This window comes from Bacillus sp. FSL R12-0074 (assembly GCF_038005725.1).
GTDB lineage: Bacteria > Bacillota > Bacilli > Bacillales > Bacillaceae_G > Bacillus_A > Bacillus_A mycoides.
On the sequence record NZ_JBBOTR010000001.1, the window covers coordinates 90,001 to 113,763 of the forward strand.

Genomic DNA, 23,763 nt, shown 5'->3' on the forward strand with positions numbered 1-23,763 from the left:
TCGTTCTCTCTTGAATGTATCCTGAGTACGGCGGAACACGTGAAATTCCGTCGGAATCTGGGAGGACCATCTCCCAAGGCTAAATACTCCCTAGTGATCGATAGTGAACCAGTACCGTGAGGGAAAGGTGAAAAGCACCCCGGAAGGGGAGTGAAAGAGATCCTGAAACCGTGTGCCTACAAATAGTCAGAGCCCGTTAATGGGTGATGGCGTGCCTTTTGTAGAATGAACCGGCGAGTTACGATCCCGTGCGAGGTTAAGCTGAAGAGGCGGAGCCGCAGCGAAAGCGAGTCTGAATAGGGCGTTTAGTACGTGGTCGTAGACCCGAAACCAGGTGATCTACCCATGTCCAGGGTGAAGTTCAGGTAACACTGAATGGAGGCCCGAACCCACGCACGTTGAAAAGTGCGGGGATGAGGTGTGGGTAGCGGAGAAATTCCAATCGAACCTGGAGATAGCTGGTTCTCCCCGAAATAGCTTTAGGGCTAGCCTTAAGTGTAAGAGTCTTGGAGGTAGAGCACTGATTGAACTAGGGGTCCTCATCGGATTACCGAATTCAGTCAAACTCCGAATGCCAATGACTTATCCTTAGGAGTCAGACTGCGAGTGATAAGATCCGTAGTCAAGAGGGAAACAGCCCAGATCGCCAGCTAAGGTCCCAAAGTGTGTATTAAGTGGAAAAGGATGTGGAGTTGCTTAGACAACTAGGATGTTGGCTCAGAAGCAGCCACCATTTAAAGAGTGCGTAATAGCTCACTAGTCGAGTGACTCTGCGCCGAAAATGTACCGGGGCTAAATACACCACCGAAGCTGCGAATTGATACCAATGGTATCAGTGGTAGGGGAGCGTTCTAAGTGCAGTGAAGTCAGACCGGAAGGACTGGTGGAGCGCTTAGAAGTGAGAATGCCGGTATGAGTAGCGAAAGACGGGTGAGAATCCCGTCCACCGAATGCCTAAGGTTTCCTGAGGAAGGCTCGTCCGCTCAGGGTTAGTCAGGACCTAAGCCGAGGCCGACAGGCGTAGGCGATGGACAACAGGTTGATATTCCTGTACCACCTCTTTATCGTTTGAGCAATGGAGGGACGCAGAAGGATAGAAGAAGCGTGCGATTGGTTGTGCACGTCCAAGCAGTTAGGCTGATAAGTAGGCAAATCCGCTTATCGTGAAGGCTGAGCTGTGATGGGGAAGCTCCTTATGGAGCGAAGTCTTTGATTCCCCGCTGCCAAGAAAAGCTTCTAGCGAGATAAAAGGTGCCTGTACCGCAAACCGACACAGGTAGGCGAGGAGAGAATCCTAAGGTGTGCGAGAGAACTCTGGTTAAGGAACTCGGCAAAATGACCCCGTAACTTCGGGAGAAGGGGTGCTTTCTTAACGGAAAGCCGCAGTGAATAGGCCCAAGCGACTGTTTAGCAAAAACACAGGTCTCTGCGAAGCCGTAAGGCGAAGTATAGGGGCTGACACCTGCCCGGTGCTGGAAGGTTAAGGAGAGGGGTTAGCGTAAGCGAAGCTCTGAACTGAAGCCCCAGTAAACGGCGGCCGTAACTATAACGGTCCTAAGGTAGCGAAATTCCTTGTCGGGTAAGTTCCGACCCGCACGAAAGGTGTAACGATTTGGGCACTGTCTCAACCAGAGACTCGGTGAAATTATAGTACCTGTGAAGATGCAGGTTACCCGCGACAGGACGGAAAGACCCCGTGGAGCTTTACTGTAGCCTGATATTGAATTTTGGTACAGTTTGTACAGGATAGGCGGGAGCCATTGAAACCGGAGCGCTAGCTTCGGTGGAGGCGCTGGTGGGATACCGCCCTGACTGTATTGAAATTCTAACCTACGGGTCTCATCGACCCGGGAGACAGTGTCAGGTGGGCAGTTTGACTGGGGCGGTCGCCTCCTAAAGTGTAACGGAGGCGCCCAAAGGTTCCCTCAGAATGGTTGGAAATCATTCGTAGAGTGCAAAGGCATAAGGGAGCTTGACTGCGAGACCTACAAGTCGAGCAGGGACGAAAGTCGGGCTTAGTGATCCGGTGGTTCCGCATGGAAGGGCCATCGCTCAACGGATAAAAGCTACCCCGGGGATAACAGGCTTATCTCCCCCAAGAGTCCACATCGACGGGGAGGTTTGGCACCTCGATGTCGGCTCATCGCATCCTGGGGCTGTAGTCGGTCCCAAGGGTTGGGCTGTTCGCCCATTAAAGCGGTACGCGAGCTGGGTTCAGAACGTCGTGAGACAGTTCGGTCCCTATCCGTCGTGGGCGCAGGAAATTTGAGAGGAGCTGTCCTTAGTACGAGAGGACCGGGATGGACGCACCGCTGGTGTACCAGTTGTTCTGCCAAGGGCATAGCTGGGTAGCTATGTGCGGAAGGGATAAGTGCTGAAAGCATCTAAGCATGAAGCCCCCCTCAAGATGAGATTTCCCATAGCGTAAGCTAGTAAGATCCCTGAAAGATGATCAGGTTGATAGGTTCGAGGTGGAAGCATGGTGACATGTGGAGCTGACGAATACTAATAGATCGAGGACTTAACCATATAATATGAAGCAAATGTTATCTAGTTTTGAAGGAATATACCTTCATAGTTTGGTGATGATGGCAGAGAGGTCACACCCGTTCCCATACCGAACACGGAAGTTAAGCTCTCTAGCGCCGATGGTAGTTGGGACCTTGTCCCTGTGAGAGTAGGACGTCGCCAAGCAAGATAAAAACACAAGTCTTTTGACTTGTGTTTTTTCGCGTTTCTTTTTACAATTCATAGTAATTTAAAAAATCTTTACTTAAAGAATCGTCCTTTTGATTAAAGACAGGGAAATGTGGCTAGGATAGTGAATAAGCAAAAGAGTTGCAAATTTTTTTAATACGTATATAATTAAAGTCAAAGATAGTCAAAGTCAATAAAGGTGGCGGATAAATGAGAAATATATCTGATATCATTGAGAAATATCTAAAGCAAGTTATTGACTTAAGCAATAATAATGCGATTGAAATCAAGAGGAATGAGGTCGCTGATCGATTCGATTGTGTGCCGTCTCAAATCAACTATGTAATCAATACCCGTTTTACGTTAGAAAGAGGATTTGTAGTTGAAAGTAAACGAGGTGGAGGAGGTTACATTCGCATTATAAAAGTCAAACTGCATGATGATATAGACATTATTGATCAAATGCTTCATATGATTGATCATAGCGTTGCACAAGGAAATGCTGAAAGTATGATTATACGTTTAATAGAAGAGGGGATTATAACAAATCGTGAAGCTAAACTTATGTTAAGCGTACTAGATCGTTCTGTATTATTAATGGATGTTCCTTCTCGAGATGAACTTAGGGCTCGAATATTATGCGCAATGTTAAGAACACTGAAATATAAATAAATATAACTTTTGTTAAGAATGATAGCTAAGATAATGCAGTTTAATATTGTAGGGATTTTGAAAGATGACATGTGCTTTTACTAAATGGATTAAGGAAAGAGAACAATCTAGTAATGTATGAAAAGTATCATGAGATAGATCGTTCCTGTTGTAAAGGTGGGGGATAGCGATGACTTGTCAAAACTGTAATATAAGACCAGCAACTTTACATTATACAAAAGTAATCAACGGAAAAAAGGCGGAAGTTCATCTTTGCGAGCAATGTGCAGAACAAAGTGGCTATACGTCTTTCTTTCAATCACAGCAGTCTAATTTTTCATTCCATGACCTATTAGCCGGATTATTGCATAGTGAACCAGCAATGTTTGAAGAAGGGCAAGATGCATTTTCAAATACAAATATATCAAGATGTCCGAATTGTAAGATGACATATGAACAATTTACAAAAGTGGGACGCTTTGGATGTGCTTCTTGTTACGATACATTTAAGGGGCATTTAAAACCATTGTTAAAACGTCTTCACGGTGGGCATACGGATCATTGTGGAAAAATTCCTAAACGTATAGAAGGAAATATCTACTTAAAGAAAGAATTAGATGAACTAAAACTCAATCTGAAACAATATGTACAGAAAGAGGAATTTGAGAAAGCGGCTGAAGTACGAGATAAAATTCGAGGTCTTGTAAATCAGCTTAGTGAGCATAGAGAGGGGGAATAGTTCTATGTCACTGGACAGAATCATGAATGAAGCGATTAGTCCATGGATGAAGGGAGATGGCCCTGATTCTGATATTGTTTTAAGTAGTCGAATTCGTTTGGCTCGTAATTTTAAAAAATATCAATTCTCTACTATGCAAAACGAGGAAGAAGCTAAGCAGATTCATGAGTTATTTAAGAAGAAGTTTATAAAAAAACCTGTAGAACCTTTTGGGGAGTTTGAACTATTAAAAATGAATGAATTAAATCCTCTTCAAAGGAGAGTTTTAGTTGAGAAGCATTTAATTAGTCCAAATCTTGCAGGAACAGAATACGGAGCATGCCTACTATCAGAAAGTGAACATATAAGTATCATGCTTAATGAAGAGGATCATGTTAGGATTCAGTGCCTATTTTCAGGTTTACAGTTATCAGAGGCGCTTCAAAGTGCCAATCAAATAGATAATTGGATCGAGGAGCAGGTTGAATATGCTTTTGATGAATCGCTTGGATATATTACGAGTTGCCCCACTAACGTCGGTACAGGATTAAGGGCTTCGGTAATGATTCATTTGCCGGGACTGGTTTTAACGAAAAGAATTAACCGTATTATACAAGTAATTCAAAAATTAGGGTTAGTAGTAAGAGGAATATACGGTGAAGGTAGCGAAGCGTTAGGTAATATATTTCAAGTGTCAAATCAAATGACACTAGGGAAATCAGAAGAAGATATTATTGCAGATTTAAAGAGTGTCATTCAACAAATCATCCATCAAGAAAAAACGGCTAGAGAATTAATTGTACAAAATTCAAGCATTGAGCTTGAAGATAAAGTATATCGTTCTTACGGAATACTAGCTAACAGTCGTTTAATTCAATCTGCAGAAGCAGCCACTTGCTTATCAGATGTACGGCTTGGTATTGACTTAGGATATATACAAGGTATATCGAGAAATATTTTAACTGAGTTAATGGTTCTTACTCAGCCAGGTATTTTGCAACAATATGCAGGAGGACCTTTAGGACCAGAAGAAAGAGATTATCGAAGAGCAACCTTAATCCGTGAGCGATTACGAATTGAACAAAATTAAGCGCAAGTAGGAGGCGATTTCTATGATGTTTGGAAGATTTACAGAACGAGCACAGAAAGTATTAGCTTTATCTCAAGAGGAAGCAATTCGCATTGGGCATAATAATATTGGAACAGAACATATTTTACTTGGGCTTGTACGCGAAGGTGAAGGAATTGCAGCAAAAGCGTTAATTGCTCTTGGATTAAGTCCAGAGAAAGTTCAAAAAGAGGTAGAAGCATTAATTGGACGTGGAACGGAAGCTTCTCAAACAGTACATTACACACCTCGTGCTAAAAAAGTTATTGAGTTGTCTATGGACGAAGCTCGTAAGCTAGGCCATTCCTACGTTGGAACAGAACATATTTTACTTGGTTTAATCCGTGAAGGTGAAGGTGTAGCAGCACGCGTTTTAAATAATTTAGGTGTAAGCCTAAATAAAGCAAGACAACAAGTGTTACAACTCCTTGGAAGTAATGAAGCTAGTTCAGGTCACCAGGGTGGTTCTTCAACAAATGCGAATACACCTACACTTGACAGTCTAGCACGTGATTTAACAGTTGTTGCACGTGAAAATCGTTTAGATCCTGTTATTGGACGTAGTAAAGAAATTCAACGTGTAATTGAAGTGTTAAGCCGTAGAACAAAAAACAATCCAGTATTAATTGGAGAACCTGGTGTAGGTAAGACAGCAATTGCGGAAGGATTAGCACAGCAAATTGTAAATAATGAAGTTCCTGAAACTTTAAGAGATAAGCGTGTTATGACATTAGATATGGGTACAGTTGTTGCTGGAACAAAATATCGTGGTGAATTTGAGGATCGTTTAAAGAAAGTGATGGATGAGATTCGCCAAGCTGGTAACATCATTCTATTTATTGATGAGCTTCATACGTTAATTGGTGCAGGCGGGGCGGAAGGTGCAATTGATGCATCGAATATTTTAAAACCATCTTTAGCACGTGGTGAATTACAATGTATTGGTGCAACAACTTTAGACGAATATCGTAAATATATTGAAAAGGATGCGGCATTAGAAAGACGTTTCCAACCAATTCATGTTGATGAACCAAACTTAGAAGAATCAGTTCAAATTTTAAAAGGTTTACGTGACCGTTATGAGGCGCATCACCGCGTATCTATTACAGATCATGCAATCGATGCGGCTGTAAAACTTTCAGATCGTTACATTACAGACCGTTTTTTACCTGATAAAGCAATCGATTTAATTGATGAGGCTGCATCAAAAGTGCGCTTACGTTCTTATACAACACCGCCAAACTTAAAAGAGCTTGAAGTGAAGCTTGAGGAAATTAGAAAAGAAAAAGATGCATCTGTACAAAGCCAAGAATTTGAAAAAGCTGCTTCCTTACGTGATATGGAACAACGTTTACGTGAAAAGTTAGAAGATACAAAGCGTCAGTGGAAAGAGAAACAAGGACAAGAAAACTCAGAAGTAACAGTAGAAGATATTGCAAATGTCGTTTCCACATGGACACGTATTCCAGTTTCTAAACTTGCACAAACAGAGACAGATAAATTATTAAACTTGGAATCAATTTTACATGATCGTTTAATTGGGCAGGATGAAGCAGTTGTAGCTGTGGCAAAAGCTGTTCGTCGTGCGAGAGCGGGATTAAAAGATCCGAAACGTCCAATTGGCTCATTTATTTTCCTAGGACCTACTGGTGTAGGTAAAACAGAACTAGCAAGGGCATTAGCGGAATCTATGTTCGGTGATGAGGATGCAATGATCCGCATCGATATGTCTGAGTACATGGAAAAGCATTCTACTTCTCGTTTAGTTGGATCTCCTCCAGGATATGTTGGATATGAAGAAGGTGGACAATTAACAGAGAAAGTTCGTCGTAAGCCATATTCAGTTGTCTTATTAGATGAAGTAGAGAAAGCTCATCCTGATGTGTTTAATATTTTACTACAAGTATTAGAAGATGGCCGTTTAACAGATTCTAAAGGACGTACAGTTGATTTCCGTAATACAATTGTTATTATGACGTCTAATGTTGGTGCAGACGCATTAAAACGTAATAAACATCTTGGATTTAACGTACAAGATGAGAGCCGCGATTATTCAGATATGAAAGGTAAAGTAATGGATGAATTGAAAAAAGCATTTCGTCCAGAATTCTTAAACCGTATTGATGAAATTATCGTGTTCCATATGCTTGAGAAAAAACATATTCAAGAAATTGTAACTCTTATGGTGAATCAGTTAGTGAATCGCTTAAAAGAACAAGAGATTGAATTGCACTTAACAGAAGGAGCAATTTCAGCAATTGCTGATAAAGGATTTGATCGAGAGTACGGTGCTCGTCCGCTTCGTAGAGCAATTCAAAAACATGTAGAAGATAGACTATCAGAAGAACTGTTAAAAGGTGCTATTGAGAAAGGACAAAAAGTTATCTTTGATATAGAAGGAGAATCATTTGTCATTCATAGTGCGGAAAAGGTAAAATAAGTATAGACAAACAAAGAGGGCTACGCGATAGCCCTCTTTCTTGTACGAGAAGGATAAACGTTTGTAGATGAAAGTGAAGTGAACTATAAAAGATATGGCTAAAAAGAAAACAAAATTTACATGTCAAGAATGTGGTTATCAGTCGCCAAAATATATGGGGAAATGTCCTGGATGTGGTCAATGGAATACGCTTGTTGAAGAGATGGAACCAGTTGTATCATCAAGACGCCTTAATTATGCCAATGCAATTCAATCAGAAGTAACAAAACCCAGACGCTTAACAGAGGTAGAAACAAAGTCTGAGGCGCGTATTGAAACGAAATTTCAAGAGTTTAACCGTGTACTTGGTGGCGGGATTGTAGATGGATCTTTAGTACTTATTGGTGGAGATCCTGGGATTGGGAAATCAACATTGTTATTACAAATTTCATCGCAATTAGCAGATTCTTCATATGATGTACTATACATATCAGGTGAGGAGTCAGCAAAGCAGATCAAACTTCGTGCAGATCGTTTGCATGTAAAGGGTAGTAATCTATTTGTTGTAGCAGAGACTGATTTACAGAGAATTGCAGCGCACATTGAAGAGATGAATCCAGCTTTTGTTGTTATTGACTCCATTCAGACGATACATTTACCTGAAGTGACGTCAGCCCCAGGGAGTGTAACGCAAGTACGTGAATGTACAGCGGAATTAATGAAACTTGCAAAGACGAAAGGGATTCCTATTTTTATCGTCGGACATGTGACAAAAGAAGGGGCAATTGCAGGACCACGTATGCTAGAACATATGGTTGATGCAGTTCTTTACTTTGAAGGAGATCGTCACCATACATATCGTATTTTGCGAGCTGTGAAGAACCGTTTTGGTTCCACAAATGAAATGGGTATCTTTGAAATGAAGGAACTAGGTCTTGCAGAAGTACTAAATCCTTCTGAAATTTTCCTTGAGGAACGTCCAGTTGGAGTTGCAGGATCCACAGTGGTTGCTTCAATGGAAGGAACAAGACCGGTTTTAGTAGAAATACAAGCATTAATCTCCCCTACTAGTTTTGGAAATCCTCGAAGAATGGCGACGGGAATTGATCATAACCGCGTTTCACTTATTATGGCAGTGCTAGAAAAAAGAACAGGTTTATTGTTGCAAAATCAAGACGCATATTTAAAAGTTGCGGGTGGCTTGAAATTAGATGAACCAGCAATCGATTTAGCTGTCGCCTTAAGTATTGCTTCAAGTTTCAGAGATAAAGCTACTGCACCAGCCGATGCAGTAATAGGAGAAGTAGGCCTAACTGGAGAAATAAGAAGAGTATCAAGAATTGAACAACGTGTACAAGAAGCAGCGAAATTAGGATTTCAACGTGCTATTATTCCTAGAAAAAATTTGGGAGGATGGACAATTCCAGATGGGATTGAGGTAGTAGGTGTTTCTAATTTAGGAGAAGCGCTTCGTTTGACATTAGGAGGATAGGTTATGGAGGAAAACAAGCAACGTGTCAAAAGTATGATTAATATTCTACAGCTTGTTGCCCCAGGAACACCACTACGCGAAGGGATAGATAACGTACTTCGTGCGCAAACTGGAGGGCTAATTGTTCTTGGGTATAATGAGCAGATTAAAAGTATTGTTGATGGAGGATTTCACATTAATTGTGCATTCTCACCGGCTAGTTTATATGAATTAGCAAAAATGGATGGGGCACTTATTTTAAATGAAACTGGGAGCAAAATTTTAATTGCAAATGCACAATTAGTTCCAGATCCATCCATTGATTCTATTGAAACAGGTATGCGTCACCGAACGGCAGAGCGTGTAGCAAAGCAGACGGCTAGCCTTGTTGTGGCTATTTCACAAAGACGTAACGTAATTACACTATATCAAGGGAACTTACGTTATACACTAAAAGATATAGGTGTAATTTTAACAAAGGCAAACCAAGCTATTCAAACGTTAGAAAAATATAAAGCTGTATGGAATGATGGGATTACGAATTTGGGCATTCTAGAATTTGAAGAGGTCGTTACAATGTCCGAGGTAGTTCACGTTTTACATAGTGTTGAAATGGTACTGCGTATTAAAAATGAAATAGTGAGCTACATTCATGAGTTAGGAACGGAAGGAAGGTTAATTCGTTTACAACTTACAGAATTACTAGCCGACCTAGAAGCAGAGGCAGCGTTATTAATTAAGGATTATTATCAAGAAAAAACGCAGGATCACCATCAAATTTTGAAAAAGTTACAAGATCTTGCAAATACACAGCTTTTAGAGGATAGCGATTTAGTTAAATTGCTCGGCTATCCAGGGCAAATGAGCTTAGAAGAAAGCGTGACACCGAGGGGATACCGAATCGCAAGCAAAATTTCTCGTGTTCCACCACTTATCATTGAAAATTTAATTAATCGATTTAAAACATTGCAAGGTGTTTGTCGTGCAACTATTAATGAATTGGATGATGTGGAAGGAATTGGGGAAGTTAGGGCGAAGAAAATACGGGAGGGTCTAAAAAGAATTCAAGAGCATCTCTATATGAGTAGACACAATTAAGAATATTACATTGATTCCATAATATAACGACACTAGAACATTTTTGTTATATGATATGGTATATTGGTAAATAAAACTATTTACAAAAAAACACGTCCGCTTTTGCATTCGGCGTTTTGATTAGCAAAACAATGGTTAATAATGAGTAGGAGGTGGTTGGATGTTAAAAAGGATCGTACAGCTCTTCTTTTTAGTGATCGGGGGAGCGTTAGGGATTTTTCTAATCCCAAAAGTTATTAATGTATTGGACGTAGGTGCTGTTCCTTTGCTTGAGGGATCGTACGTTCGTGCAATTATTGGTGCAATTATTTTATTTTTAACAACATTTTGGCTTGTGGATTATATTGTTCAACTTATTAAACATATCGAAGAAGCCCTTGTAAAGGCACCGGTAGCGGATGTTTTATTTGGTACATTAGGGTTGATCTCTGGTCTTATTGTTGCATATTTAATTTTGATACCAATTCGTGAATTCACGATTCCAGTCATTAGTACAGTATTACAAGTGTTCTTTACTCTTTTACTTGGTTATTTAGGATTCCAAGTAGGATTTAAAAAGAGAAATGAATTGCTAGGATTATTTACATTACCCCAGCGTGGAGGTAAGAAGAAAAACAATAGCGAGAACGAAGAGGTAGAGGTAGAAAAATCTACAACTCATTGGAAAATTCTCGATACAAGTGTAATTATTGATGGACGTATTGCGGATATTTGCCAAACGAAGTTTTTAGAAGGAACAATTGTGATTCCACAATTCGTATTAGAAGAGCTTCAGCATATTGCCGATTCTTCTGATGCTTTAAAGCGTAATCGTGGTCGCAGAGGATTAGACATTTTAAATCGTATTCAAAAAGAGCTACCAATTCCGGTGGAAATTTATGAAGGCGATTTTGAGGATATCCAAGAGGTGGATAGCAAGCTTGTAAAGTTAGCTAAAATCACTGGTGGAACTGTTGTAACAAATGATTTCAACTTAAACAAAGTTTCTGAATTACAAGGAGTAACAGTATTAAACATTAACGATTTAGCAAATGCAATTAAACCAGTCGTACTCCCTGGCGAAGAATTAAGTGTTTATGTTGTGAAAGATGGTAAAGAACAAAATCAAGGTGTGGCATATTTAGATGATGGCACGATGATTGTAGTAGAAGACGGTAGAGAATATGTCGGTTCGCAACTTAATGTACTAGTTACAAGTGTGTTGCAAACATCGGCTGGTCGTATGATTTTCGCAAAACGTAAATTATTAGAAAAAGCATTATAAGTAGAGGATTATTAATATGTATACGTTAATTATTCCAGCAGCGGGTCAAGGGAAACGGATGGGTGCTGGCAAAAACAAGTTGTTCTTACTTATAAATGGAGTACCTATCATTGTGCATACATTACGTGCTTTTGAAAAAGATAAAGCATGTAAACGTATTATCATGGCAATTAACGAAGAGGAACGTCCTTATTTTGAGGAGTTAATGCAGAAGTACCCGGTTGAAAAGCAGGTGCAATTTATTCAAGGCGGGGCCGAAAGACAAGATAGTGTGTATAATGCGCTTCAGTATGTGAGTGGTGTTGAATATGTTCTCGTACACGATGGTGCACGCCCGTTTGTAACGAATAAGATGATGCAAGATGTATTAACTGCAGCAGAGAAATATGGTGCTTCCATTTGTGCGGTGCCAGTGAAGGATACCATTAAGAAAGTAGAACAGGGTGTTGTTGTTGAAACGGTAGAACGTTCTCAGCTTAAAGCGGTTCAAACACCGCAAGGATTTTCTGTTCCTCTTTTATTAGAAGCTCATAGAAGTGCAAAGCAAAGTTGTTTTCTTGGTACAGATGACGCAAGTCTCGTAGAACGTGTAGGGAAGAAAGTAGGCGTAGTAGAGGGGAGTTACTATAATATTAAAGTGACGACTCCAGAGGATTTACTAATTGCTGAAAGTTTCCTTCATGTTCAGAAGAAATAGAAGTGATGGTATTATAGTAAAGAAAAGCTCGGCAGTTGCCGGGCTTTTCTTTATAGAGATAGCAATATAATATAGAATTCATAAAGTAGTTTAGATTGAGGAGGATGTAAAGAATGTTTCGAATTGGACAAGGTTTTGATGTACATGAATTTGCGGAAGGTAGACCGTTAATTATCGGTGGAATTACAATTCCTCATGAAAAAGGATTAATCGGTCACTCGGATGCAGATGTATTGTTACATACGATTGCTGACGCATGTCTAGGAGCAATTGCAGCAGGAGATATTGGAAAACATTTTCCCGATACAGATCCTGCCTTTAAAGATGCGGATTCAGCTGTATTGTTACAAAAGGTTTGGGAATTTGTGCGTGAACAAGGTTATGAGCTAGGGAACCTAGATTGTACAATTATTGCCCAAAAGCCAAAAATGGCACCGCATATTGAAAGCATGCGTAAACGCATTAGTGAACTATTAGAAACGTCTATTGATAATATTAATGTAAAGGCAACAACAACAGAAAAATTAGGATTTACAGGTAGAGAAGAAGGGATTGCTTCTCAAGCGGTTGTTTTATTACAGAAAAAATAGTGGTTTTTAATTCGTAAGATGGATAATCACGTTTTTTTGGTGTACAATTATAGAATGTGTTGACATTAAGATTGGAAGGTGTACCAACTATGGAAAAGCAAGTGAGAGTGCGCTATGCGCCAAGTCCAACAGGACACTTACATATCGGAAATGCGCGTACGGCATTATTTAATTATTTATTTGCTCGTCATCAAGATGGTAAGTTTATTATTCGTATTGAAGATACTGATGTGAAACGTAATGTTGCTGGTGGAGAAGAAAGCCAATTAAAATACTTGAAATGGCTCGGTATGGACTGGGATGAAGGTGTTGATGTTGGTGGTGAATTTGGACCATATCGTCAAACAGAGCGTTTAGATATTTATAAAAAATTATATAAAGATTTATTAGAGCGTGATTTAGCTTACAAATGTTATATGACAGAAGAAGAGCTAGAAGCAGAGCGTGAAGGTCAAATCGCTCGTGGTGAAACACCGCGTTATGCAGGAAACCACCGTGATTTAACTGAGGAGCAAATTAAAGGATTTGAGGCTGAAGGCCGTATTCCAAGTATTCGCTTCCGTGTGCCGGCTGATAGCGACTACACGTTTAAAGATCTCGTAAAAGATGAAGTTGCATTCCATTCAAATGATTTTGGTGATTTCGTTATCGTGAAAAAAGATGGAATTCCAACTTATAACTTTGCGGTAGCGGTAGATGATCACTTAATGGAGATTACACACGTACTTCGTGGTGATGATCATATTTCAAACACGCCAAAACAAATGATGATTTATGAAGCTTTCGGTTGGGATATCCCGAAGTTCGGTCATATGACTTTAATTGTAAACGAAAGCCGTAAAAAGCTAAGTAAGCGTGACGAATCTATTATTCAATTTATTGAGCAATATAAAGAGCTTGGATATCTTCCAGAAGCAATCTTTAACTTTATTGCATTACTAGGTTGGTCACCAGTAGGTGAAGAAGAAGTCTTCTCTCAAGATGAGTTTATCAAAATGTTTGATGCAGCTCGTTTATCAAAATCACCTGCATTATTTGATTCCCAAAAACTAAAATGGATGAACAACCAATATATGAAAAAACAAGATTTAGATACGGTTGTTGAACTAAGCTTACCGCATTTAGTGAAAGCGGGTCGCGTAGGTGAAAACTTAAGCGAACAAGAACAAGCGTGGGTTCGTGATGTAATTGCTTTATATCATGACCAAATGAGCTTTGGAGCTGAAATTGTAGAGCTTTCTGAAATGTTCTTTAAAGATCATGTTGATCATGAAGAAGAGGGACAAGAAGTATTGAAAGGTGAACAAGTACCTGAAGTACTTCGTGCATTTGCCGATCAATTAGAAGCCTTAGAAGCAATGGAGCCAGCGGCAGTTAAAGCGGCTATTAAAGCAGTTCAAAAAGAAACAGGACATAAAGGTAAAAACCTATTTATGCCAATCCGTGTTGCTACTACTGGACAAACACATGGTCCAGAGCTTCCTAACGCTATTGCTCTTCTTGGAAAAGAAAAAGTTTTAAATCGTATTCAAAAAGTAATTGGTTAACATTTTCTAGGTTTAGCAATATAATAAGTATATCTAAAATCTAATAAGGAAAAGCGACGAGAAGGAGAAGTAGAAAATCAGGCTTTTTACAGAGAGAACCACCCTTAGGCTGGAAGTGGTTTATAAGCGGATTTTTGAAATGCCCCTTCGAGTCTTCTGTTGAACAGCGAAGTATTTCGCGGAACGTCTTAGGGCGCAAAGTAAACAGAAGCGGTGTAAACCGTTATCATGGATGAGTTTGAGGCTTCTTTAGCCTAAACAGAGTGGAACCGCGCTTAAAAGGCGTCTCTGTCTATATGACAGAGGCGTCTTTTTTTTATACCATGTAAATGGTGTGAGTATAAGTTTTATCCCCTTGTATAGAGATTTAGGGGGAAGTGGGGAGTTAGTTCACTCGAAAAAAGCAGCCCATAAAGGGGAGGGAACATCGATGTTTAAGAGGCTTCGGGAAGATATTGAAGTCGTTTTTGAACAGGATCCAGCGGCAAGAAGTTATTTCGAAGTCATTTTAACTTACTCTGGATTACATGCAGTTTGGGCCCATCGAATTGCACATGCTTTTTATAAAAGGAATTTTTTCTTTATGGCACGTTGGATTTCGCAAGTTAGTCGTTTTTTTACTGGCATTGAGATTCATCCAGGAGCAACTATTGGTCGTCGTTTTTTCATTGATCATGGAATGGGGGTTGTAATTGGAGAAACGTGTGAAATTGGCGAAAACGTAACAATTTATCAAGGTGTCACATTAGGTGGTACAGGTAAAGAAAAAGGAAAGAGGCACCCTACAATTCAGGATAATGTATTAATTGCAACAGGTGCTAAAGTACTAGGTTCTATTACTATTGGAGAGAATTCTAAAATTGGAGCAGGATCTGTCGTGTTAAAGGAAGTTCCTGCGCATTCTACAGTTGTAGGTATACCTGGCCGAGTCGTTATTCAAAATGGAGTAAAGATTGGTCAAGAATTAAATCATTCTGATCTTCCGGATCCGATTTTTGATAAATTAAAGGTTATGGAAGTAGAACTTGATAAATTGAGAAAGCAACTCGAAGTAAAGGTAGGAAGGAAGGATAAAAATGACTATTCACATTTATAATACGTTAACGCGTCAAAAAGAAGAGTTTATGCCATTAGAAGAAAATAAGGTAAAGATGTATGTGTGCGGACCTACAGTGTATAACTACATTCACATTGGGAATGCAAGACCACCAATGGTGTTTGATACAGTACGCCGTTACTTAGAATATAAAGGATATGATGTGCAGTATGTATCTAACTTTACTGACGTGGATGATAAATTAATTAAGGCGGCAAACGAATTAGGTGAAGATGTGCCAACAATTGCAGATCGTTTTGTTGAAGCTTACTTTGAAGATGTAACGGCACTAGGTTGCAAACATGCAACGGTTCATCCACGTGTAACGGAAAATATGGATATCATTATTGAATTTATTCAAGAACTTGTGAATAAAGGGTATGCATATGAATCAGAAGGTGATGTGTACTTTAAAACGAAAGAATTCGAAGGTTACGGTAAATTATCACATCAACCGATTGCAGACTTACGTCACGGTGCACGTATTGAAGTAGGAGAAAAGAAACAAGACCCTCTTGATTTTGCTTTATGGAAAGCTGCGAAAGAAGGAGAAATCTTCTGGGAAAGCCCTTGGGGGAAAGGACGCCCAGGGTGGCATATTGAATGCTCAGCAATGGCGCGTAAATATTTAGGGGATACAATTGATATTCATGCTGGTGGTCAAGATTTAGCATTTCCTCATCATGAAAATGAAATTGCGCAGTCTGAGGCGTTGACAGGAAAAACATTTGCACGTTATTGGATGCATAACGGATATATTAATATTAATAACGAGAAGATGTCTAAGTCGCTTGGAAACTTCATTTTAGTTCACGATATCATTAAACAATATGATCCACAGTTAATCAGGTTCTTTATGCTATCGGTACATTACCGTCACCCAATTAACTTTAGCGAGGATTTATTGCAAAGTACTAATAATGGACTAGAAAGAATTAAAACAGCTTACGGTAACTTAAAGCATCGTATGGAAAGTAGTACGGATTTAACGGACCATAATGAAAAATGGTTAGCTGAAATGGAAAAGTTCCAGGTTGCATTCGAAGAAGCGATGGATGATGATTTCAATACGGCTAATGCGATTACTGAATTATATAACGTAGCAAATCACGCAAATCAATATTTGTTAGAAGAACATACTTCTAAAGTTGTAATTGAAGCGTATGTAAAACAACTTGAAACATTATTTAGTATTTTAGGATTAGAATTAGCGCAAGAAGAGTTGCTTGATGAAGAAATTGAAGCACTAATCCAAAAGCGTATTGAAGCTCGTCAAAATCGTGACTTCGCACTATCTGATCAAATTCGCGATGATTTAAAAGGACGTAATATTATTTTAGAAGATACCGCTCAAGGTACAAGATGGAAAAGAGGATAAGAATGATTGATGCAAAGCAATTGAACAGCTTAGCTTTAGCATATATGGGTGATGCGGTATATGAGCAATATATCCGCTATCACCTCCTTCAAAAGGGGACAGTTCGCCCTAATCAATTACATCGCTTAGGGACGGGCTTTGTTTCGGCAAAAGCACAGGCGAAAGTTGTTTATCATTTATTAGAAACGGCATTTTTGACAGAAGAGGAAGAGGCGGTATTAAGAAGAGGGCGTAATGCGAATTCGGGTACTGTTCCAAAAAATACAGATGTACAAACATATCGACACAGTACAGCCTTTGAAGCGCTAATCGGTTATCATCACTTGTTGAATAATCGTGAAAGATTGGACGAGATTGTATATAAGGCGATTGACGTTTTGGAAGAAAAGGAAGGGAGCACATCATCATGAGTAGTGAATATATTATCGGACGTAACCCTGTAATTGAAGCTTTAAGAGCGGGGCGAGATATTAATAAAATTTTGGTAGCGGAAGGTGCTGCCAAAGGACAAGTGCAAATTGTACTAGCATTAGCAAAAGAGAATAAGGTTATTTTGCAACACGCACCAAAGAAGAAATTAGATCAATTGGTTGAGGGTAATCATCAAGGTGTAATTGCTCAAGTAGCTGCATATCAATATGCTGAGTTAGAGGATTTGTTTAAATTAGCAGAAAAACGCAATGAAGATCCGTTCTTCTTAATTTTAGATGAAATTGAAGACCCACATAACTTAGGCTCTATTATGCGTACTGCGGATGCAACAGGGGCTCATGGGGTTATTATTCCAAAAAGAAGAGCGGTGGGGCTTACAGCGTCAGTTGCGAAAGCGTCGACTGGGGCAATTGAATATATTCCTGTTGCACGTGTAACAAATTTATCGCGTACAATTGATGAATTAAAAGAACGTGGACTTTGGATTGCTGGTACAGATGCCAAAGGGAAAACAGATTACCGTAATTTAGATGGTAATATGCCAATCGGACTAGTAATTGGTAGTGAAGGAAAAGGTATGAGTCGTATTATTGGTGAAAAGTGTGATTTCCTAATTACTTTACCGATGGTCGGTAAAGTTACATCCTTAAATGCTTCAGTAGCCGCAAGTTTGTTAATGTATGAGGTATATCGTAAACGTCACGAAATTGGTAAATAAAAAATGAACGATATTTTAATCGTTGACGGTTACAACATTATCGGGGCTTGGGGAGACTTGAAGAAACTGCGGGATGTAGATTTACAGTCATCAAGAGACGCACTTATTGATAAGATGGCGGATTATCAAGGCTATACAGGCACAAAGGTAATGATTGTCTTTGATGCCTATACAGTCTATGGTATTGAAAAAAAGATGAAACAATCACGGGTGGAAGTAATATTCACGAGAAAAAATCAAACTGCAGATGAAAAGATAGAACAACTTGCGATTGAGCTTAGAAATATAAATACACAAATATACGTTGCAACTTCGGATTATACGGAGCAATGGATTATATTTGCGCAAGGTGCACTTCGAAAATCTGCGCGTGAATTAGAGTTAGAAGTGCAAGCGATGGAACAACAAGTAAGAAGGTGTACAAAAGACACGAAAGAAAAGCAACCCGCCATGCGAAAGATATTTAGTGAAGATATTACAGAAAAATTAGAAAAATTAAGAAGAGGAGAGCGTTGAAGCATTGACGCTCTTTATCTTTTTACTGTATAATATTGCTAAATATATAGCGGTCGGAGGGATCAGGGTGGAAGCAGGCTTCGTAAGTGTAGGCGACGTTACATTTCGTGATTTAGAGGATGAGGCAATCGTTGAGTTAGTTCGAAAAGGTAATACTGACGCTCTAGAATATTTAATTCACAAATATAAGAACTTTGTTCGCGCGAAATCAAGATCTTATTTCTTAGTGGGTGCCGATCGAGAAGATATTGTTCAAGAAGGCATGATTGGATTGTTTAAAGCTATTCGTGATTATAAAGGGGACAAGCTGTCTTCGTTCAAAGCATTTGCTGAACTGTGTATCACTCGACAAATTATTACCGCTATTAAAACAGCAACAAGGCAAAAACATATTCCGTTAAATTCGTATGTGTCTTTAGATAAGCCAATTTACGATGAGGAATCTGATCGAACATTATTAGATGTTATTTCGGAATCGAAAGTAACTGATCCAGAAGAGATGATTATAAGTCAGGAAGAATATACAGACATAGAATCTAAAATATCTGAATTATTAAGCGATTTAGAAAGAAAAGTGCTCTCTTTATACTTAGATGGTCGTTCATATCAAGAAATTTCAGAACAGTTAAACAGGCACGTGAAATCTATTGATAACGCATTGCAGCGTGTAAAAAGGAAATTAGAAAGATATATGGAGATGAGAGAGAGCACAACTTTAAATTCATAGCAAGTGCCGCAGGTGTAAAATAATTCACCTGTTTTCTTTTTGTTAAGAGAGTGAAAGTCATGACATTGACATTGTCTTTTGTTGTATGATACATTTTTAGGGACAATGTTACAAGGTTGGTGTAACTAATGAGGAAAAAAGTTGTACTCTCATGTGAAGAGTGTAAAAATCGAAACTACTCTACGATGAAAGATACGAGCTCAGTAGAGCGACTTGAGATAAAGAAGTTTTGTAAAACATGCAATAAGCATACAGTTCACAAAGAAACAAAATAAATAATTGAAATAATAAACTGGAGGTCCCGTAGATGCGTTTAACGAACTTTTTCGGCGATGTAGGTCGCGAAATGAAAAAAGTAAGTTGGCCTAAAAAAGATGAATTACTCCGATCAACAACGACTGTTATCGCGACAGTTGTGTTCTTTGCGATTTTCTTCGCAGTGGTTGATATGGGCATTTCTTCTTTAATTCGGTTAATTCTTGGTTAATTCTTGAATAAGAAGCACTTATCCATGATATAATGTTATTTATAAGAACTGTGTAAAAGCCCGGTGAACGGGTTTTTTCATTTGCGCAAAAAAATGTACGTCAGGGAGGGAAGGACGCTCGTCCTAAATGAATGGAAAAAAGTTGGTATGTTGTCCATACTTATTCTGGATATGAAAATAAAGTAAAAGCAAACCTAGAGAAACGTGTAGAATCAATGGGTATGCAAGATAAAATTTTCCGTGTTGTTGTCCCGGAAGAAGTAGAAGTAGAAATGAAAAATGGTAAAGAAAAAATAACGAAAAGAAAAGTGTTCCCAGGTTACGTATTAGTAGAACTAATCATGACTGACGATTCTTGGTATGTTGTTCGTAATACGCCAGGTGTAACAGGCTTTGTCGGTTCTTCTGGTTCAGGATCTAAACCATCGCCTCTATTAGAAGAGGAAGTTGTTACCATCATGAAGCATATGGGAATGGACAATGAAGTGGTTGATTTCGAATTTGAACTTCATGAAACAGTGCGTGTAAATGAGGGGCCATTCGCGGATTATACAGGTGCGATTGAAGAAATTGATGTGGAAAAGAAAAAAGTTAGCGTGCTTGTAGACATGTTTGGTCGCGAGACTCCGGTTGAACTTGATTTCCATCAAATTGAAAAATTATAAAATGAAACTTGAAATGAATTGTAAAAAGTGATAATATCTTTTAAGTCAGTACGTCTTCGGTAACGGAGACGTTTTTTGAAAAAGATTTTATCATTATGATAAAATATGAAGTGGGAGGGCAAATCACTGCCCAATTGACCACATCACGGACTTAAGGAGGTGTGTCTCGTGGCTAAAAAGGTAATTAAAATGGTAAAACTTCAGATTCCTGCAGGTAAAGCTAATCCAGCTCCGCCGGTTGGTCCAGCATTAGGACAAGCAGGTGTTAACATCATGGGCTTCTGTAAAGAGTTTAACGCTCGTACAGCTGATCAAGCTGGTCTTATCATCCCTGTTGAAATTACGGTATTTGAAGACCGTTCATTCACTTTCATTACTAAAACTCCTCCTGCTGCTGTTCTTCTTAAGAAAGTAGCTGGTATTGAGTCTGGTTCTGGTGAACCAAACCGTAATAAAGTGGCAACTGTTAAGCGTGATAAAGTACGCGAAATCGCTGAAACTAAAATGCCTGACCTAAACGCTGCTAGCGTAGAAGCTGCAATGCGTATGGTTGAAGGTACTGCGCGCAGTATGGGCATCGTTATCGAAGACTAATTCGATTTGTTTTTTGTAAAAAAGGTTGCGGGTCTGGAATTCCAATTCGCAACCTTTATTATCGTAAATGATCATCATTTTTAAATAAATGGATGGGCGCACATCCTCGGGGGTTCCCGGAATGAAGGCGTAAACGTGGGAGGTTATTCCGCTAAAACCACATTCAAGGAGGAAACAAACATGGCTAAAAGAGGTAAAAAGTACGTTGAAGCTGCGAAGCTTGTTGATCGTGCATCTGCTTACTCTGCAACAGAAGCAGTAGAATTAGTAAAGAAAACAAACACAGCTAAATTTGATGCAACTGTAGAAGCTGCATTCCGTTTAGGTGTTGACCCTAAGAAAGCTGACCAACAAATTCGTGGTGCAGTTGTTCTTCCACACGGTACTGGTAAAGTACAACGTGTATTAGTATTCGCTAAAGGCGAAAAAGCAAAAGAAGCTGAAGCTGCTGGCGCTGAATTCGTAGGCGATGCTGATTACATCGGTAAAATCCAAAAAGGTTGGTTTGATTTCGATGTAGTAGTAGCAACTCCTGACATGATGGGTGAAGTTGGTAAACTTGGTCGTGTATTAGGACCTAAAGGTTTAATGCCAAACCCTAAAACTGGAACAGTTACTTTCGATGTAACTAAAGCTGTTAACGAAATCAAAGCTGGTAAAGTTGAATACCGCGTTGATAAAGCTGGTAACATCCACGTTCCAATCGGTAAAGTATCTTTCGAAGATGCTAAATTAGTAGAAAACTTCAAAACAATTGCTGACACGCTACAAAAAGCTAAGCCAGCTGCTGCAAAAGGTACTTACATGAAGAACGCAACTGTTGCTTCTACAATGGGACCTGGCGTACGCGTAGACGTTTCTACACTTGCGTAAAAATTGGAAGTTGACTTCATAAAGAAGTTTTAATATAATCATTTATGTTGTGAATTTTAATAGTGTACCGTAGACAGTAGGAGTCGATTCGACTTAATTTCCTACCTAGGTGTTAATATACGAAGCGGAATCTTTTTTCTGTGACTATATGCCTCCATGTCTACAAGTTGGGCATGGAGGTTTTTAGTGCACTTTCGGTACATCTTCTATATAATCTACAGGAGGTGTAATAACATGAGCAAAGTAATCGAAACTAAACAACAAGTTGTAACTGAAATCGCTGAAAAACTTCGCGCGAGTAAATCTACAATTGTTGTTGACTACCGTGGTTTAACAGTTTCTGAAGCAACAGAATTACGTAAAAACTTACGTGAAGCTGGCGTTGAGTTCAAAGTTTACAAAAACTCTTTAACTCGTCGTGCTGCAGAGTCTGCTGAAATGGCTGAGTTAAACGAATTCTTAACAGGACCAAACGCAATCGCGTTCAGTAACGAGGATGTAGTTGCTCCTGCGAAAGTATTAAACGACTTCGCTAAAAATCATGAAGCTTTAGAAATTAAAGCGGGCGTAATCGAAGGTAAACTTGTAACACTTGATGAGGTTAAAGCTATCGCTACTCTTCCATCACGTGAAGGCTTACTTTCTATGCTTCTTAGCGTTCTTCAAGCTCCAATCCGTAACCTTGCACTTGCTACTAAAGCAGTTGCAGATCAAAAGGAAGAGCAAGGCGCTTAATTTTTTAAAAGATAATTACTTGTTATCTATAAAACAATACAAACCTATTTAAGGGAGGATATTTACAATGACTAAAGAACAAATCATTGAAGCAGTTAAATCTATGACTGTATTAGAACTTAACGACTTAGTAAAAGCTATCGAGGAAGAATTCGGCGTAACTGCTGCTGCTCCTGTAGCTGTAGCTGGTGGCGCTGGTGAAGCTGCTGCTGAGCAAACTGAATTTGACGTAGTACTTGCAAGTGCTGGCGCTCAAAAAATCAAAGTTATCAAAGCTGTACGTGAAATCACTGGTCTTGGCTTAAAAGAAGCTAAAGAATTAGTTGACAACACTCCAAAAGCAATCAAAGAAGGCGTTACTAAAGAGGAAGCTGAAGAAATGAAAGCTAAACTTGAAGAAGTTGGCGCTGCTGTAGAAGTTAAGTAATTAACTTTTGGTGCTTTAAAAAAAGCTCGCTCTTATGCGAGCTTTTTTTTTAACTGTAAAGAAAAGAGGTGGCCATATGGCAGACCATTATTTTTCTAACGACCCTTCTAGTAAAAGTGATCGTAAACGATGGGAAGTTACACTTCGTGAATCTCGATTCACTTTTTTATCTGACCATGGGGTGTTCTCGAAAAACGAAGTGGACTTTGGTTCTCGTCTTTTAATTGAAGCGTTTCAAATGCCAGATGTTAAAGGTAATGTGTTAGACGTAGGGTGTGGGTACGGTCCAATCGGTTTGTCGTTAGCGAAAGAGTTTCAAAATCGTGAAATTCACATGGTGGATGTGAATGAAAGGGCCTTGGGACTTGCAAAAGAAAATGCCGCTAATAACAGAATTGAAAATATACGTATTTTGCAAAGTAGTGTCTATGAAAATGTAGATGGCAAGTATGCTGTTATTCTATCTAATCCTCCAATTCGTGCTGGTAAAGATATCGTGCATGAGATTTTAGAAAAGGCTGTGGAGTATTTAGTTTCAGGTGGAGAATTGTGGATTGTTATTCAAAAGAAACAAGGTGCGCCATCTGCGATGAAAAAACTAGAAGAAGTATTTTCTGAAGTTGAAGTTGTAGAAAAGAAAAAAGGATATTATATCATAAAATCAAAAAAGCGTTGACGGTTATTTTTGGCTATGTTAACATTATACAATGCCAATATATGATTTTCTGCGTTGAGAAAGATGTATATTTTTGCTTCTCTTGGAAAAGATAGTAAAATCAGCAGATTATGAAACAGAATGATGGTTTTCTTATAGAAGCCATTTTTCTTTTTTGAGCAGGTAGAAAGACTCAACGT

General features: G+C 39.1%; 24 protein-coding genes, 2 rRNA genes and 2 other annotated features (1 of these 28 only partly in view). All 26 genes read left to right on the forward strand.

Annotated features, from left to right (window positions below; translation table 11 throughout):
• Nucleotides 1-2,529, forward strand: a 23S ribosomal RNA gene (locus NSS97_RS00500) (it extends 393 nt beyond the left edge of the window).
• 49 nt (nucleotides 2,530-2,578) lie between these two features.
• Nucleotides 2,579-2,694 (forward strand): 5S ribosomal RNA (rrf, locus tag NSS97_RS00505).
• 213 nt (nucleotides 2,695-2,907) lie between these two features.
• Nucleotides 2,908-3,369, forward strand: a complete 462-nt coding sequence (ctsR, locus tag NSS97_RS00510; RefSeq protein ID WP_002029353.1) for a transcriptional regulator CtsR — start codon at nucleotides 2,908-2,910, stop codon at nucleotides 3,367-3,369.
• A gap of 169 nt (nucleotides 3,370-3,538) precedes the next feature.
• Nucleotides 3,539-4,087 (forward strand): UvrB/UvrC motif-containing protein, encoded by a 549-nt coding sequence (locus NSS97_RS00515; RefSeq protein WP_044441769.1) that lies wholly within the window; start codon nucleotides 3,539-3,541, stop codon nucleotides 4,085-4,087.
• Nucleotides 4,088-4,091: 4 nt separating this feature from the next.
• Nucleotides 4,092-5,156, forward strand: coding sequence for a protein arginine kinase (locus NSS97_RS00520; protein WP_002169332.1), 1,065 nt, complete (start codon nucleotides 4,092-4,094; stop codon nucleotides 5,154-5,156).
• A 22-nt stretch (nucleotides 5,157-5,178) separates the two neighbouring features.
• A complete protein-coding gene (gene clpC / locus NSS97_RS00525) occupies nucleotides 5,179-7,614 on the forward strand; it encodes an ATP-dependent protease ATP-binding subunit ClpC (RefSeq protein ID WP_341111207.1) in 2,436 nt (811 codons plus the stop codon).
• Between the two features lie 94 nt (nucleotides 7,615-7,708).
• Nucleotides 7,709-9,085 carry a DNA repair protein RadA gene (radA, locus tag NSS97_RS00530; RefSeq protein ID WP_002009817.1) on the forward strand — a complete coding sequence of 459 codons (1,377 nt, stop codon included), beginning with the start codon at nucleotides 7,709-7,711 and terminating at the stop codon, nucleotides 9,083-9,085.
• Nucleotides 9,086-9,088: 3 nt separating this feature from the next.
• Nucleotides 9,089-10,162, forward strand: a complete 1,074-nt coding sequence (gene disA, locus NSS97_RS00535; RefSeq protein WP_000392162.1) for a DNA integrity scanning diadenylate cyclase DisA — start codon at nucleotides 9,089-9,091, stop codon at nucleotides 10,160-10,162.
• A 160-nt stretch (nucleotides 10,163-10,322) separates the two neighbouring features.
• The gene (locus tag NSS97_RS00540; RefSeq protein WP_002063406.1) at nucleotides 10,323-11,426 is read left to right on the forward strand and encodes a PIN/TRAM domain-containing protein; all 1,104 of its coding nucleotides are present in this window, start codon (nucleotides 10,323-10,325) and stop codon (nucleotides 11,424-11,426) included.
• Nucleotides 11,427-11,442: 16 nt separating this feature from the next.
• Entirely contained in the window at nucleotides 11,443-12,123 is a 681-nt protein-coding gene (gene ispD / locus NSS97_RS00545) for a 2-C-methyl-D-erythritol 4-phosphate cytidylyltransferase (protein WP_002009811.1), read from the forward strand.
• Between the two features lie 113 nt (nucleotides 12,124-12,236).
• The gene (gene ispF / locus NSS97_RS00550; RefSeq protein WP_000488386.1) at nucleotides 12,237-12,713 is read left to right on the forward strand and encodes a 2-C-methyl-D-erythritol 2,4-cyclodiphosphate synthase; all 477 of its coding nucleotides are present in this window, start codon (nucleotides 12,237-12,239) and stop codon (nucleotides 12,711-12,713) included.
• A gap of 89 nt (nucleotides 12,714-12,802) precedes the next feature.
• Nucleotides 12,803-14,260, forward strand: a complete 1,458-nt coding sequence (gltX, locus tag NSS97_RS00555; protein WP_002091496.1) for a glutamate--tRNA ligase — start codon at nucleotides 12,803-12,805, stop codon at nucleotides 14,258-14,260.
• Nucleotides 14,261-14,307: 47 nt separating this feature from the next.
• Nucleotides 14,308-14,553, forward strand: a binding site (T-box leader).
• A 137-nt stretch (nucleotides 14,554-14,690) separates the two neighbouring features.
• Nucleotides 14,691-15,356 carry a serine O-acetyltransferase gene (cysE, locus tag NSS97_RS00560; protein ID WP_002091498.1) on the forward strand — a complete coding sequence of 222 codons (666 nt, stop codon included), beginning with the start codon at nucleotides 14,691-14,693 and terminating at the stop codon, nucleotides 15,354-15,356.
• The gene (gene cysS / locus NSS97_RS00565) at nucleotides 15,337-16,734 is read left to right on the forward strand and encodes a cysteine--tRNA ligase (RefSeq protein ID WP_002091500.1); all 1,398 of its coding nucleotides are present in this window, start codon (nucleotides 15,337-15,339) and stop codon (nucleotides 16,732-16,734) included. Before cysE ends, cysS begins: the two co-directional genes overlap by 20 nt.
• Before the next feature lie 2 nt (nucleotides 16,735-16,736).
• Entirely contained in the window at nucleotides 16,737-17,144 is a 408-nt protein-coding gene (locus NSS97_RS00570) for a Mini-ribonuclease 3 (protein ID WP_002009804.1), read from the forward strand.
• Complete coding sequence (gene rlmB / locus NSS97_RS00575; RefSeq protein WP_002091503.1) at nucleotides 17,141-17,884, forward strand: 23S rRNA (guanosine(2251)-2'-O)-methyltransferase RlmB; 744 nt, start codon at nucleotides 17,141-17,143, stop codon at nucleotides 17,882-17,884. Before NSS97_RS00570 ends, rlmB begins: the two co-directional genes overlap by 4 nt.
• Nucleotides 17,885-17,887: 3 nt before the next feature.
• Complete coding sequence (locus NSS97_RS00580; RefSeq protein ID WP_002009801.1) at nucleotides 17,888-18,400, forward strand: NYN domain-containing protein; 513 nt, start codon at nucleotides 17,888-17,890, stop codon at nucleotides 18,398-18,400.
• 67 nt (nucleotides 18,401-18,467) lie between these two features.
• The gene (locus NSS97_RS00585; protein WP_002009799.1) at nucleotides 18,468-19,127 is read left to right on the forward strand and encodes an RNA polymerase sporulation sigma factor SigH; all 660 of its coding nucleotides are present in this window, start codon (nucleotides 18,468-18,470) and stop codon (nucleotides 19,125-19,127) included.
• Between the two features lie 128 nt (nucleotides 19,128-19,255).
• On the forward strand, nucleotides 19,256-19,402 hold the full coding sequence (gene rpmG, locus NSS97_RS00590) for a 50S ribosomal protein L33 (RefSeq protein WP_012260172.1): 147 nt from the start codon (nucleotides 19,256-19,258) through the stop codon (nucleotides 19,400-19,402).
• 32 nt (nucleotides 19,403-19,434) lie between these two features.
• Complete coding sequence (gene secE, locus NSS97_RS00595) at nucleotides 19,435-19,614, forward strand: preprotein translocase subunit SecE (protein ID WP_002009797.1); 180 nt, start codon at nucleotides 19,435-19,437, stop codon at nucleotides 19,612-19,614.
• A gap of 131 nt (nucleotides 19,615-19,745) precedes the next feature.
• A complete protein-coding gene (gene nusG, locus NSS97_RS00600; RefSeq protein WP_002009795.1) occupies nucleotides 19,746-20,279 on the forward strand; it encodes a transcription termination/antitermination protein NusG in 534 nt (177 codons plus the stop codon).
• 168 nt (nucleotides 20,280-20,447) lie between these two features.
• Entirely contained in the window at nucleotides 20,448-20,873 is a 426-nt protein-coding gene (gene rplK, locus NSS97_RS00605) for a 50S ribosomal protein L11 (protein WP_001085872.1), read from the forward strand.
• Nucleotides 20,874-21,053: 180 nt separating this feature from the next.
• Nucleotides 21,054-21,746 carry a 50S ribosomal protein L1 gene (rplA, locus tag NSS97_RS00610; RefSeq protein ID WP_002009792.1) on the forward strand — a complete coding sequence of 231 codons (693 nt, stop codon included), beginning with the start codon at nucleotides 21,054-21,056 and terminating at the stop codon, nucleotides 21,744-21,746.
• A 49-nt stretch (nucleotides 21,747-21,795) separates the two neighbouring features.
• Nucleotides 21,796-21,941 (forward strand) — a sequence feature (ribosomal protein L10 leader region).
• Between the two features lie 39 nt (nucleotides 21,942-21,980).
• Complete coding sequence (gene rplJ / locus NSS97_RS00615; RefSeq protein WP_002009790.1) at nucleotides 21,981-22,481, forward strand: 50S ribosomal protein L10; 501 nt, start codon at nucleotides 21,981-21,983, stop codon at nucleotides 22,479-22,481.
• 67 nt (nucleotides 22,482-22,548) lie between these two features.
• The gene (gene rplL / locus NSS97_RS00620; RefSeq protein WP_002009788.1) at nucleotides 22,549-22,908 is read left to right on the forward strand and encodes a 50S ribosomal protein L7/L12; all 360 of its coding nucleotides are present in this window, start codon (nucleotides 22,549-22,551) and stop codon (nucleotides 22,906-22,908) included.
• A 76-nt stretch (nucleotides 22,909-22,984) separates the two neighbouring features.
• Nucleotides 22,985-23,584, forward strand: coding sequence for a class I SAM-dependent methyltransferase (locus tag NSS97_RS00625; RefSeq protein WP_002124684.1), 600 nt, complete (start codon nucleotides 22,985-22,987; stop codon nucleotides 23,582-23,584).
• The last annotated feature ends 179 nt before the right edge of the window (nucleotides 23,585-23,763 follow it).